This window comes from Mesorhizobium sp. RSR565B, assembly GCF_054719465.1.
In genome coordinates, this window is record NZ_JBTTIE010000001.1 from 4,411,113 (window position 1) to 4,423,404 (window position 12,292).

Consider the following 12,292-nt stretch of genomic DNA (forward strand, 5'->3'; position numbering starts at 1 on the left):
AAACGAGGTGACTGGACAATCCGGTCACCTCGTTCCCTCATGGAATAGCAGCCGCCGATGTCCTTTCGCGAACGCCTCCAGTCCTGGCGCTACAATCTCGTGCCCGACCATCTGGTCGGCGAGATCCTGACAAAACGCTGGACCGACAACGCCATTCCGTTCCTGGCGCTGGTGGCGACGCTCAGCGTGTTCGGCTCGATCATTCCCGGCTTCTTCAAGCTGACCTCGCTGCAGGAATCGACCCGCCAGCTCGGCGAGTTCTCGATGGTGGTCACCGGCATGACGGTGGTGATGCTGGGCGGCGGCATCGATCTGTCCGTCGGTTCGATCTTCGCGCTGTCCTGCTTCTCCGCCGTCTATGTCTTCTTCATCCTCGAACAGTCTATCTGGCTGGCGCTGGCGGCATCGCTTGCCACCGGGCTCATCTTCGGCGCCGTCAACGGCTACCTCGTCGGCTATCTCAGGCTGCGCGCCTTTCTGACTACGCTGGTCACCTTCATTTTTGGCCGGGCGCTGTTCGATATTCTCGTCACCACCTATGCCGCAGACGTGCAGCTTTCCCAGGCGACATCCGATGTGCTCGACTTCATCGGCGACAGCACCTTCTGGGGGCTTTCGGTCTCGGTGTGGCTGGCGATCATTCTTGCCATCGTCACCCATATCGCGCTGACGCGCTCACGGCCGGGCTGGCATGTGCTGGCGGTCGGCGGATCCAGGCGCTCGGCGCACAATGCCGGCATTCGCGTGCGTCGCACCGTGTTCATGACCTATGTCTTTTCCGGCTTCTGCGCCTCGATCGGCGGCTTCCTGATCGCTTGCCGCCTGAGTGGGGCAGGGCCGGGCACCGGCCTCAACCTTGAGATCATGGCGCTGACGGCGGCGGTGGTCGGCGGCGTCAGCCTGGGTGGTGGCCGCGGCTCGGTCATCAAGGGGCTGATGGGCGCCATCATCGTGCTGACCATGACCAACGGGCTGATCCGGCTGGGCTATGGCACCGGCACCAACCAGATGGTGCTGGGCATCATGCTGGCGGTGGCGGTGACGATCGACATCCGCTGGCTGAAGAACCGCCATAAGGTGCTCAACGAAGTCTATGTCGCGCCGGTCTATCTCAAGATGGGCGAGACACAGTCTGCGGTGCCGGGCTCAGGCACGCCCTACGCGCTCGACAACCGGCTGTCGGCGGCCGACCATATCGGGCTCGGCGAGTTGGAAGGGCCGGAAGACGTCATCCTCGACCGCGACGACCATCTCTATTGCGGCACGCGCCATGGCGAGATCGTCCGCTTTTTCGCACCGGATTACGTTAAGTCGGAGGTGTTTGCCCATATCGGTGGTTTTCCGCTAGGCTTGGCCTTCGACAAATCGGGCAATCTGATCAGCTGCGTCGGCGCCATGGGGCTCTATTCCGTCTCACCGGATCGGGAAGTGAGGCGCTTGTCGGCCGAGACGTCGCGCTCCTGGACCTCGATCGTAGACGATGCGCGGCTGCGCGACCCCAATGATTGCGACATCGCGCCGGACGGGCGCATCTATTTCACTGACTCCACCAAGCGCTATGACGCCCACGATTGGGCACTGGACTCGATCGAGAACCGCGCCACCGGCCGGCTGCTGGTCTATGACCCGAAGGACGGTTCGACGAAGACACTGCTCGACGGCTACCGCTACACCAACGGTGTGTGCATGGCGCATGACGGCAAGTCGCTGTTCTTCGCTGAGAGCTGGGCCTGCCGCGTGCATCGCTACTGGCTGGAAGGGCCGAAGGCGGGCGCCGCCGAATGCGTCATCCGCGACATGCCGGGCTATCCCGACAACATCAACCGCGCCTCCGACGGCAATTACTGGATGGCATGGCTCGGCATGCGCACGCCGAGCTTCGACCTGTCGCTGCGCCATCCCGATATGCGCAAGCGCATGACGCGCCGGCTGCCGCAGGACGAGTGGCTGTTCCCCAACATCAACACCGGCGGCGTGGTGAAATTCAACGACAAGGGCGGCATTATCGAGGCGATGGGCGACCTCACCGGCGGCGCGCATCCGATGGTCACCTCGATGCGCGAGCACAAGGGTTTCCTGTTCGTCGGCGGCATCCTTAACAACCGCATCGGCCGCTACAAGATTGCGGGCGCCGACCCGAACTGGACCAGTTCCGCTTCTTATTGGCGAGCGAAGCCATGATCCTCGATCCTGTGCTCGACCTGTTTCGTGGCAAGGCGGTGACCATCCCACCGCTCGACGGTGCCTTCCGTCCCAACACGCGGCTGGACGAGGCGCCAGTGTTCGCCGATTTGACGGAGCCCGACAATCTTCTGGTTGCCGATGGCCGGCTGCTCGTTTCCAGCGGCAATGCGGTATATTCGCTTGCCGCAGGGGTGGAGCCGAAGGTTGTCGGGACCTTTCTTTCCCCCATCACGGCGCTGGCTCTATCACTGTCGGGCGAACTGACGGTGGGGTTGGAAAGCGGCAAGCTGCTGGTTGCCGGCAAGGAGGTTTCGCAGCCGGCCGGCGTCAGCTGCATCACCGCGCTTGCCTATGCAGACGACGGCACGTTGTGGCTGGCCAATGGCTCGGCTGAGCACACGCCGTCGCAATGGGCCGCCGACCTGATGAAGAAGGGCGCGTCCGGTTCGCTTTGGAGGCGGGACGCGGCCGCCGCCGAGTTCCGCAAAGTGGCCGGCGATATCGCCTTTCCCTATGGACTGCATCCCATTGGGCGGGATGTGCTGGTCAGCGAAAGCTGGCGCCATCAGCTCGTTCGCTTCGATGGTGCGACCGGTAGCCGCTCGACCATGCTGACGCATCTGCCCGGCTATCCCGCGCGCCTCGCGCCGGCCGGCGATGGCGGCGCGTGGCTGGCTCTGTTCGCGCCACGCAACCGGCTGATCGAATTCGTTCTCCAGGAAACCCACTATCGGCGCGACATGCTAGACCAGGTGGCGCCGGCCTACTGGATCGCGCCGGCTTTGGCCTCCAATCGCAGCTTCCTCGAACCGCTGCAATGCGGCGGCATCCGCACCATGGGCATCCACAAGCCCTGGTCGCCGAGCCGCTCCTATGGGCTGGTGGTCAGGCTCGATCAGAACATGCAGCCGCAATTCAGCCTGCACAGCCGCGCCGACGGCACGCGCCATGGCATCTGCAGCGTGGCGGAAACGGACGGCCGCCTGTTCATCGCCTCCAGGGGCGGCGATTGCGTGCTGGCCATCGACGCAGGAGGTCTCTGATGGAACCGATCGTGCGCCTGGAAAATGTCACCAAGAACTATCGCGGCGTGCCCGCGGTCAGACAAGTCAGCTTCGAACTGCGCAAGGGCGAAATCCACGCGCTGCTCGGCGAGAACGGCGCCGGCAAATCCACGCTGACCAAGATCATCGCCGGCGTCGTCGACGCCACCTCAGGCAAGATGTTCCACAAAGGCCGCGAGATCGCTTATGCGTCGCCGCATGCGGCGCTCGAGGCCGGCATCGCCATGGTGTTCCAGGAGACCAGCCTGGTGCCATCGATGACGGTGGCGCAAAACCTCTATCTCGGCACCGAAAAATTCCTCAACCGGCTGCGCGGCACCTACATTTCGGCGCAGCAGTTTTTGCAGTCGCTGAACTTTCCGGTCGACCCCAACGCCATGGTGGCGACGCTGGGCGCGGCCAAGCGTCAGATGGTCGAGATCGCGCGCGCCGTTCACCACAATGCCGAGATCATCATCTTCGACGAGCCGACGGCGACGCTGACGCCGGAGGAGAAGCGGCACTTCTTCGCGCTGATCCGGCGGCTGAAGGCGAACGGCGTCTCGATCGTCTTCATCAGCCATGCATTGGAAGAGGCGCTGATGATCGCCGACCGCATCACAATCCTGCGCGATGGCGAGCTGGTCATAACCGACGACACATCGGCCTTCGATCGCGACAAGATCGTCGCCGCCATGGTCGGGCGTACACTGTCGGGACAGATCTATCGCCAGCGCGACGAGGCCAGGCTGCGCAAGGCCGGCAAGAAGGTGCTGTCGGTGCAGGACATTTCGATGAGCAATGTCGTGCGCAACACCTCCTTCTCGATCTTCGAGGGACAGATCACCGGCGTGTTCGGGCTGATCGGCTCCGGCCGCACCGAGACCTTCAAGATCGTCTCCGGCATCTACAAGCGCGATTTTTTGCGCGGTGGCGCGATTGAACTCGACGACAGGCCGGTGCGCTATCTCGTGCCCAGTGAGGCGGTCGCCGACGGCATTGTCTATGTTACCGAGGACCGCAAGAGCGAGGGCATTTTCGAGACGATGGGCATCGCCGAGAACCTGTTCGGCGGGCTGCTGGCGGCGGGCCGCGAAAAGGCCTGGGTGATCAACCAGCAGGAGATGCGCACGCTTTCCGCTGAATGGACGAAGACGCTGAACATCAAGGCGATCAACGACAATGCCCGCGTGGTCGAGCTTTCCGGCGGCAACCAGCAAAAGGTGGTGATCGGCAAGGGGCTGGTGCAGCAGCCGCGTATCGTGATCTTCGACGAGCCGACGCGCGGCGTCGATGTCGGCGCCATCGCCGAGATCCACCAGATCATCAACCGGCTGGCCGACGAGGGATTGGCCGTCGTCGTTATCTCGTCCTACCTGCCGGAAATCATGAACCTGTCGGACCGGATTCTGGTGTGCCGGCAGGGCCGCATGGTCGAGGAGTTTTCGCCCGCCGAGGCGACGGAGGAGAAGATCATGTATGCGGCGGTTCATTAGGTTTCTGGTCGGTGTTTGAGGGTGCGCATAGGTCGCCAATTGGCGAAGGCCTCAGCGCCTTCGTCATCCTCGGGTCTCCGCGACGGCGCTTCGCGCCTGCTTCGCCCGTGAATGACGAAGCTGAGATGCTTCGGCCAATCGCCATGGTTCTGTCAGCATCAAAAACTGAATCGGAATAGCCGGTTAGCCGCCCTTGCTCGAGACCTGATTCAACCACCTGATCCACCGATTCAACGAAAGGAAACGCCATGGCCGCCACAAAACTCCTCAGCGATGCTGAGGTCGAAAAAATCCCGGTTGCGAAGGCTGTGTTCGATGACATCCGCGCGACGCGCAAATCGGATTTCGTCAACAATTTCTGGCGTGGGCTCGCCAACGATCCGGCCTTGCTGAAACGGACATGGGAACAGGTGAAGGTGGTGATGGCCACGGAGAGCGCCATCGACCCGCTGACCAAGGAAATGATCTATATCGCGGTGTCGACCGCCAATGGCTGCTCCTACTGCGTCCACTCGCATACGGCAGCTGCCCGCGCCAAAGGCATGACCGATGCGCAGCATGGCGAGATGGTGTCGATCATCGGGCTGGCCGGGCAGACCAACCATCTGGTGACTGCGATGCAGATTCCGGTCGATCCTGAGTTTGAAGTGAAGTGAGGGGCGGCTTTCGCTTCTCCCCTGTGGGAGAATGGAAAGCGTGCGCTATGCCGGTCTGTAAACCTTCTCTGCCGTATTCCAAAAGATATCCGCTTCCGCCACCGGACCGTGCTTCGCCACGGCTGCACGATGCGCCTTGATCAGTTCGGCGTGGCTGGTCCAGAGCTTCTCTATCGGGAAGTTGGAGCCGAACATCAGGTGGTCAGCGCCCAGAATGTCGATCGCATTGTCGACGATGTAGGCAATCAACGCCGGATCGTTGCGGTGGGCGAAGGTGCCGAGGCCCGACAGCTTGGCGTAGAAGTTCGGCGCTGTTGATAGAGTACTCAGGCCGGCTTTCCAGGCCTCGGTGGTTTCCGGCTCCATGCCGGTCAGCATGCCGGCATGGGTGAGGATGAAATTGGTGTCGGGGTTCTCGCCGACGAGCGTCAGCCCGTTCTTCATCTGGGCGGGGAAAAGCTGCAGGTCGAAGGACAGGCCATAGTCTTTAAGCCGCGCGACATTGGCCCGCACCCTGGGGTCGATGACCTGATCGGCCGAGGCAGCGAAGCGGAAGGCCGGCGTCTCGTGCCAATGCAGCTGCATGCGCACGCCGCGCAGCAGCGGGTACTTTTTCAATCGATCGATCTGGGGCCGGACATCGTCGACAGTCATATCGGTATAGCCGACGATAGCGTGCGGCCAGCCGGTCTGGTCGGCAGTCTTCTGCAGGAAGGCGACTTCTTTTTCGAAATCCTCCTTGGCCCAGTTGGTCTGGACATAGACGGCCTTCTCGACACCTGCGCCTTGCTGATCGGCGAGAAATTCCTCGATCGGATAGTCGCGGCGGATCGGTTCGTAGGGGCCGAAAATGCGCGGCACCATCGGCCCGACCAGCCATGGCTGGTCCTGCTGGCGCCAGATGTGGAAATGCGCGTCGATGGCTTTCTGCATCACGATACCCTTTTCCAGATTGCCGACGCCGCCGGGGCGGGGCGGGCGAGCGACAGGACGAAATCGGTGAGGCTCCCGAGCGACGAGCCGTCGATGAGATCGTCGAGATCGGGCAAGATGGCGCGCAACGCCGCCGTTGCCGGCTGGAAGCGCGGATCGCCGGCCAAAGGTGTGGCCAGCGACAGGCGAAAGGCGCGGGCGCTCAGGCGGCGTATCGCGGTCTCGAGATCGGCATGGTCGCCGCGCTCCAGCGCGTCCGACAGGATGATCACAGCAGCGCCGCGGGCGAAGGCTGAGAAACGGGGCACCGAGAGGAAGGCGAGCAGGGTCGGTCCCATGCGCGTGCCGCCGTCCCAGTCGTCTACGAGTGCCGCCGCTCGGGCGAGAGCCTGGTCGCGATCGCGGATACGCAGTGCGGACGTGATTCGGGTGAGCTGCGTGCCGAAGGTGAAGATTTCGGCACGGTCAGCACCTTGTACGGCGGCGTGAGCCAATTTGAGATAATCCGATGTATGCAGCTTCATCGAGCCGGAGACGTCGATCAGGATCAGCAGTTTGCGCGGCACCGTCTGGCGGCGGCGGAGCTGCGGCGAGGGGATATCGCCATCGGCGGTGACGATTTCCCTGAGCGAGCGGCGCAGATCGAGCTTGCCACGCGAATGGGTGCGCACGGTGCGGAATGAGCGGCGCGCGGGGAGGGCTGAAGCGAGCTTGCGGCGAAAGGCGGTCAGCCTGTCATCGTCACGCTGAAAATCGCGCGTGCTCAGTTGCTCCAGGCCCGACGACAGATCGCCGCCTTTCTCCTGGCGCGTGGTCTGTTTCTCCTCCTGGCGCGTGCCGTGATCGTCTTTGATGCGGGTTTCCTCGTCTTCCTCGCCTTCGATCGAGGGTTGGCCATCGCCATGGAAGTGATTGCGAAAATGCGCCTCGAATTCGCCGCGGCGATCGGGCGGGGGGGCAAGCGTTGCGAGCGCCGCCTCGCGGATGTCGGCCATCGAGCGGGGACCGAGCAGGGTGACCGCCTGCATGAAGCTGGAGACCTGCTCGGGGGCGACGGCAAAGGCGTGGCGGCGCAGCAGCCGGGCGAAGTGGAGGAAGGGCGCGGAGGCGAGAGGAAGGGTTCCCTGACGCATCATTCCTTCGCGCCCCCCTCTGTCCTGCGGGACATCTCCCCCACAAGGGGGGAGATCAGCAGCTTTGGCGCTTCGGTTCTTTCTGCGCCGCTGGAGATTGGCGAAAGCCAGGATGACGGCTGATCTCCCCCCTTGTGGGGGAGATGTCCGGCAGGACAGAGGGGGGCGCTGTCCCGCCAGCGTTGCGAAGTGCCCAGGTGAGGCCACCTCGCTATGAACGAGCTGTTGACCTCACACGTCACCCCAGCGCCTCCTCGACAATCTGGCCAAGCTCCGGCGCGATCGCGGACAAATCCTCCTCGTCCTTGATAAGCACACCGATGGCTCGGCGGAAGGCTTGCGGCCATGGGCTGCCGCCTTTCTCCAGTATGGTGGCGGCGTTGGCCCATTCTACGGCCTCGGAGATGCCGGGCGGCTTGGCCAGCGGGCGGACGCGGATCTCCTGCACAGCGGCCGCCACGGCGCGGGCGGTGGTCTCGGCGACATCGCCGGCGCGCAGCATGATGATGGCGGCTTCGCGCTCGGCGTCGGGATAGCCGATCCAGTGATAGACGCAGCGGCGCCGGAGCGCTTCGGCGAGTTCGCGGGTGCGGTTCGACGTTAGGATGACGATCGGCTGTGCCTCGGCGCGGATGGTGCCGCGTTCGGGAATGCTGATCTGGAAGTCGGAGAGGAATTCCAGAAGTAGCGCTTCGAATTCGTGGTCGGAGCGGTCGATCTCGTCGACCAGCAGCACGCGCTGCTCCGGCGCCCGCAGCACCTGCAGCAATGGCCGCGCGATCAGGAAGCGGTCGTCATAGATGTCGATCTCATGCTCGCCGGCATGGCGGATGGCGAGCAGCTGGCGCTGGTAGTTCCATTCGTAGAGCGCGTGTGCTGCGTCGATGCCTTCATAGCATTGCAGCCGCACCAGATCGCGGCCAAGCAGTTGCGCGATCGCCTTCGCAGCTTCGGTCTTGCCGACGCCCGGCGCGCCTTCGAGCAGCAGCGGTTTGCCCAGCCGTATCGCCAGGAAGATCGCGGTTGCGAGGCTGTCGTCGGCGAGATAACGCGACGCGGCGAGATGGGACGCCACCGCCTCCGGCGAGGTCGCGACAGTCTCTGCGTTCACCTCTGGCGTCATCAGTTCGCCGCTTGCGCCTTCAGCGCGCGCAATATGCGCTCCGGTGTGATCGGCAGCGTGTCGATGCGCACGCCGACGGCGTCGAAGACGGCATTGGCAACCGCGGGGATCTGCGGGTTCGCGCACATTTCGCCTGGCCCTTTGGCACCGTAAGGACCATCCGCCGACGGCCGCTCCAGCACGATGATCTCGGTTTGGGCGAGATCGCCCGGTCCCGGCATCAGATACTGGTTGAAGTCGGTGCCGCCATGGTCGCGGTTGGGATAATAGGGCTCGGTCGTTTCGTAGAGCGCGTGGCTGATGCCCATCCAGGAACCGCCGACCAGTTGCTGCTCGACCATTTTCGGGTTCAGCGCGCGGCCGATCTCGAAGACGTTCTTGACGGTCAGCACCGTAACCTCGCCTGTCTCGTCATCGACCTCGACCTCGGCCACCGTGCAGGCATGGGCGTAGCAGGTCGACGGCTTCATCGCGCCGGTCTCTTTCTCCGGATAGGAGCGCGGGATCAGGAACATGCCGCGGCCTGAGATCGAGCGGCCACGCTTGAAATGAGCCGACAGCGCGACATCGAAGATCGAGATCGACTTTTGCGGCGCGCCCTTGACCAGAATGTTGCCCTCGCCATCAGTTTCGAGATCGGAGGCGTTCACCTCCAGCTCTTCCGCCGCCACTTCCAGCATCACCTGGCGCGCTTCCTTGGCCGCCTGGATGACGGCGTTGCCGGCGCGGTGGGTGCCGCGCGAGGCGAAGGTGCCCATGCAGTGCGGACCGGTGTCGGTGTCGGCGGTGTCGATGGTAACCCGGTCCGTCGGCACGCCGATGGTCTCGGCGCAGATCTGCGCCATGATCTGCTTCAAGCCCTGACCGAGATCGACGCTGGAAAGCGTCACCATGAAATTGCCGGTCGGCGTCGAATGCACCAGCGCCTGCGTCGGGTCGCCGCCAAGGTTCATGCCCGTCGGATAGTTGATCGCGGCGACGCCGCGTCCGCGCCTTAGCGCCATCTCAAGCTCCCTTCTTGTAGGAGGACATCGCCATATACTTCTCCGCCACCGGCCAGTTGGCGGCGCGCGACGCCTCCTGCATGCACTCGATCAGCGCCGCTCCTTCGGTCGGCTGGCGATGCGCCTTCATGTCGCCATCGCGATAGGCGTTGATGAAGCGGAATTCGAGCGGGTCCATGCCGATCAGCCGCGCCAGCTTGTCCATCTGCACCTCAAGCGCGAAGTCGCCGATGGTGACGCCGAAGCCGCGCATCGCGGAGGAGGGTGTGCGGTTGGTGTAGACGCAGTAGGTGTCGATCCAGACATTGGGAATGGTGTAGGGGCCGGGATAGTGCGCCGCTCCCTTCTGCGCGCCATAAGGCGAGTGACGCGAATAGGCGCCGGCATCGGTGTAGCCGGTGACCTTGCGCGCAACGATGCGGCCGTCGTTCATCACGCCGTCCTTGATGATTATCTTTTCGGCGGCGCGCGGCGAGGAGATCTGCATCTCCTCCTCGCGGCTGTAGATGAAGGAGACGGGACGTCCTGTGAGCTTGGCGCCAAGAATGGCGATCGGCTCGACGATGACGTCGACCTTGCCGCCAAAGCCGCCGCCGACGGTGCCGCCGACGAAATGCAGTTTGGAGCCGGGCATCTGCAGGATGATCGACGCGTTGTCGAGGGTGAAGAACATCGCCTGGGTGTTGGTGTAGCAGGTGAAGCGGTCATTGCCTTCGGGCACCACGACGCAGCCCGTGGTCTCGGTCGGCGCATGCTCGATCGGCGAGGACTGGTAGCTCTGTTCCAGGATGTGGTCGGCGCCAGCGAAGCCCGCCTCGACATCGCCGAAGCGCACCTTGCGGCATTCGCCGCTGTCATAGAGGTAATAATTCTGGCCGTGATATTCGTTGACCAAAGGCGCGCCGGGCTTCAGCGCTTCCTCCATGTCGAAGACGGCCGGCAGCACCTCGTAGTCGACCTTGACCTTGGCTGCCGCTTCCTGAGCCGCGCGCTCGGTCTCGGCCAGCACCGCCACCACGGCCTCGCCCTTCCAGCGCACCTTGCCGTCGGCCAGCACCGTCTCGTCCTCCGGCCCGACCTGGATCAGGATCAGGATGGTGTAGACATTGTGCGGCACATCCTTGGCGGTGAGGATTTTCACCACGCCGGGATGCTTCTCCGCTTCGGAAGTGTCGATCGAACGGATGCGGGCATGGTGGTGCGGACTGCGCACCATTTTCAGGTGAAGCATATTCGGGACGTTGCGGTCGGCGAAATAGGCGGTCTTGCCCGTCACATGACCCGGCGAATCCAGCCGCGGCCGCCCATGGCCGATCTCGTGCAGGCCGTCCTTGCGCTGATCGGCGAAATAGTTTTTGCGCAGTTCCATTCTTTTGGTCCTTAGGCCGCGTTCTGCGAATTGGCTCGGGCCGCCGTCAGCACCGCCTGGATGATCGGCTCGTAGCCGGTGCAGCGGCAGATATTGCCGGACAGCGCCTCGATCACGTCCTCGCGGCTCGGATTAGGCGTGTGGTCGAGCAGCACCTTGGCGGCCATGATCATGCCCGGCGTGCAGAAGCCGCATTGCGTGGCGAAGGCGTCGAGGAAGGCACGCTGCAGCGGATGCAGGACGCCGGCCTCAGCGAGGCCCAAGGTGGTGCGGATGTCGGCGCCGCTGCAGGTCTCGGCCAGCGTCAGGCAAGAGAGCCGGAGTTCGCCGTCGATGATGACCGAACAGGCGCCGCAGGTGCCCTGGTGGCAGCCGCCCTTGGGCGAGGTGTCGCCGATCTTGTCGCGCAGCGCGTGCAGCAGCGTCGTGCCGCTGTCGACAAATTCGGCCTTCTCCGAGCCGTTGAGCGTGAACTGAACCGGAACCTTTGCCATGTTTTCCTCCCAGCGCGCCTGCCCGGTTGATCCGACAGACGCGCGCCCCCCAAGCGGTGGTTAAGTAAGCAGCAGCCGGCCGAGATGGACCGGCAGAACCTCGGCGCGATACCAGGCGCTGGCGATCGGGTCGGTGATTGGCGAAGTGCCTTCACCGGCTGCAGCCAGCGCCGCTGCGGCGCCGTCCTGGTCAAGCCTGCTGCCGATCAGTGCCTTTTCCGCAGCACGGGCGCGCATCGGCCGGTCTGCCATGCAGCCGAGCGCGATCCGCGCCGAGGAGACAGTGCCGTCGCCGGCCTGTTCCAGAACGGCGGCGATGCTGAGCACCGAGACGCCCTTCGGCTTGACCCGCGACGCTTTCAGGAAGCGGAAATTCTCGGCCTTCGGCAACGCGAAGGCGACTGATGTGACAATGGCGCGGCCGCCGTCCCGCCTGGCCAGAAAATCCTCGATAGGCAATTCCCCATCATCGGTGCCGACCGTCGCATCCAACGCCAGCAGGGCGACAGCGAAATCACCGTAGGGCGCCGGTGCGAACAGATTGCCGCCGACAGTCGCCATATTGCGGATCGCCGGGCCGCCGACGGCGCGCGCAGCCCTGGACAGCGCCGCAAGCTCGGGATGGCGGGCGATGGCCGCCATTGTCACCGAAGCTCCGATGCGGACCTTGCCGCCGGCAACGGTGATCCCGGAGAGGGCCGGATCAGTCGAGCGGACGAGGCCGGTGACGGAGACATCGCCTTCATTGGCGGCGCGCACGACCAGCGTGCCGCCGCCGAGATAGCGGGTGCCGGGCGCCTTCAGCGCCGCGTTGGCATCCCTGACGGCCGAAAAGGTCTGGAGGGCAAGCGCCATGG

At 64.1% G+C, this 12,292-nt stretch carries 11 protein-coding genes; 4 read left to right on the plus strand and 7 right to left on the minus strand.

Features of this window, described 5'->3' with window-relative positions; genetic code table 11:
- Positions 1–57: 57 nt before the first annotated feature.
- From ACYG9R_RS21195 to ACYG9R_RS21210, 4 genes are all read left to right on the plus strand, one after another.
- Positions 58–2,181, plus strand: a complete 2,124-nt coding sequence (locus tag ACYG9R_RS21195) for an ABC transporter permease (RefSeq protein ID WP_023823206.1) — start codon at positions 58–60, stop codon at positions 2,179–2,181.
- Entirely contained in the window at positions 2,178–3,227 is a 1,050-nt protein-coding gene (locus ACYG9R_RS21200; RefSeq protein WP_023823205.1) for an SMP-30/gluconolactonase/LRE family protein, read from the plus strand. Before ACYG9R_RS21195 ends, ACYG9R_RS21200 begins: the two co-directional genes overlap by 4 nt.
- Positions 3,227–4,723: a sugar ABC transporter ATP-binding protein gene (locus ACYG9R_RS21205; protein WP_023714820.1), complete on the plus strand. Its 1,497-nt coding sequence runs from the start codon at positions 3,227–3,229 to the stop codon at positions 4,721–4,723. The genes ACYG9R_RS21200 and ACYG9R_RS21205 overlap by 1 nt, the downstream gene beginning before the upstream one ends.
- A 248-nt stretch (positions 4,724–4,971) precedes the next feature.
- Positions 4,972–5,379, plus strand: coding sequence for a carboxymuconolactone decarboxylase family protein (locus ACYG9R_RS21210; protein WP_023823204.1), 408 nt, complete (start codon positions 4,972–4,974; stop codon positions 5,377–5,379).
- Positions 5,380–5,424: 45 nt separating this feature from the next.
- Here the strand turns inward: ACYG9R_RS21210 and ACYG9R_RS21215 are convergent, their stop codons facing one another.
- From ACYG9R_RS21215 to ACYG9R_RS21245, 7 genes are all read right to left on the minus strand, one after another.
- A complete protein-coding gene (locus ACYG9R_RS21215; RefSeq protein ID WP_023705629.1) occupies positions 5,425–6,312 on the minus strand; it encodes an amidohydrolase family protein in 888 nt (295 codons plus the stop codon).
- A complete protein-coding gene (locus tag ACYG9R_RS21220; protein WP_023823203.1) occupies positions 6,312–7,448 on the minus strand; it encodes a vWA domain-containing protein in 1,137 nt (378 codons plus the stop codon). The genes ACYG9R_RS21215 and ACYG9R_RS21220 overlap by 1 nt, the downstream gene beginning before the upstream one ends.
- A 235-nt stretch (positions 7,449–7,683) precedes the next feature.
- The gene (locus ACYG9R_RS21225; RefSeq protein ID WP_023823202.1) at positions 7,684–8,568 is read right to left on the minus strand and encodes an AAA family ATPase; all 885 of its coding nucleotides are present in this window, start codon (positions 8,566–8,568) and stop codon (positions 7,684–7,686) included.
- Complete coding sequence (locus ACYG9R_RS21230) at positions 8,568–9,572, minus strand: xanthine dehydrogenase family protein molybdopterin-binding subunit (RefSeq protein WP_023696212.1); 1,005 nt, start codon at positions 9,570–9,572, stop codon at positions 8,568–8,570. The genes ACYG9R_RS21225 and ACYG9R_RS21230 overlap by 1 nt, the downstream gene beginning before the upstream one ends.
- 1 nt (position 9,573) lies before the next feature.
- Entirely contained in the window at positions 9,574–10,941 is a 1,368-nt protein-coding gene (locus ACYG9R_RS21235) for a xanthine dehydrogenase family protein molybdopterin-binding subunit (protein ID WP_023736010.1), read from the minus strand.
- A gap of 11 nt (positions 10,942–10,952) precedes the next feature.
- Complete coding sequence (locus tag ACYG9R_RS21240; RefSeq protein ID WP_023725426.1) at positions 10,953–11,435, minus strand: (2Fe-2S)-binding protein; 483 nt, start codon at positions 11,433–11,435, stop codon at positions 10,953–10,955.
- 60 nt (positions 11,436–11,495) lie between these two features.
- Positions 11,496–12,290 carry an FAD binding domain-containing protein gene (locus tag ACYG9R_RS21245; protein WP_023823201.1) on the minus strand — a complete coding sequence of 265 codons (795 nt, stop codon included), beginning with the start codon at positions 12,288–12,290 and terminating at the stop codon, positions 11,496–11,498.
- Positions 12,291–12,292: the final 2 nt, after the last annotated feature.

Excerpts from the sequence above, each read along its gene's own strand:
- ACYG9R_RS21195 (WP_023823206.1), top strand. The coding sequence starts at position 58 with ATGTCCTTTCGCGAACGCCTCCAGTCCTGGCGCTACAATCTCGTGCCC.
- ACYG9R_RS21215 (WP_023705629.1), bottom strand. The coding sequence starts at position 6,312 with ATGCAGAAAGCCATCGACGCGCATTTCCACATCTGGCGCCAGCAGGAC.
- ACYG9R_RS21225 (WP_023823202.1), bottom strand. The coding sequence starts at position 8,568 with ATGACGCCAGAGGTGAACGCAGAGACTGTCGCGACCTCGCCGGAGGCG.
- ACYG9R_RS21240 (WP_023725426.1), bottom strand. The coding sequence starts at position 11,435 with ATGGCAAAGGTTCCGGTTCAGTTCACGCTCAACGGCTCGGAGAAGGCC.
- ACYG9R_RS21245 (WP_023823201.1), bottom strand. The coding sequence starts at position 12,290 with ATGGCGCTTGCCCTCCAGACCTTTTCGGCCGTCAGGGATGCCAACGCG.
- ACYG9R_RS21235 (WP_023736010.1), bottom strand. The coding sequence starts at position 10,941 with ATGGAACTGCGCAAAAACTATTTCGCCGATCAGCGCAAGGACGGCCTG.
- ACYG9R_RS21230 (WP_023696212.1), bottom strand. The coding sequence starts at position 9,572 with ATGGCGCTAAGGCGCGGACGCGGCGTCGCCGCGATCAACTATCCGACG.
- ACYG9R_RS21220 (WP_023823203.1), bottom strand. The coding sequence starts at position 7,448 with ATGATGCGTCAGGGAACCCTTCCTCTCGCCTCCGCGCCCTTCCTCCAC.
- ACYG9R_RS21210 (WP_023823204.1), top strand. The coding sequence starts at position 4,972 with ATGGCCGCCACAAAACTCCTCAGCGATGCTGAGGTCGAAAAAATCCCG.
- ACYG9R_RS21200 (WP_023823205.1), top strand. The coding sequence starts at position 2,178 with ATGATCCTCGATCCTGTGCTCGACCTGTTTCGTGGCAAGGCGGTGACC.
- ACYG9R_RS21205 (WP_023714820.1), top strand. The coding sequence starts at position 3,227 with ATGGAACCGATCGTGCGCCTGGAAAATGTCACCAAGAACTATCGCGGC.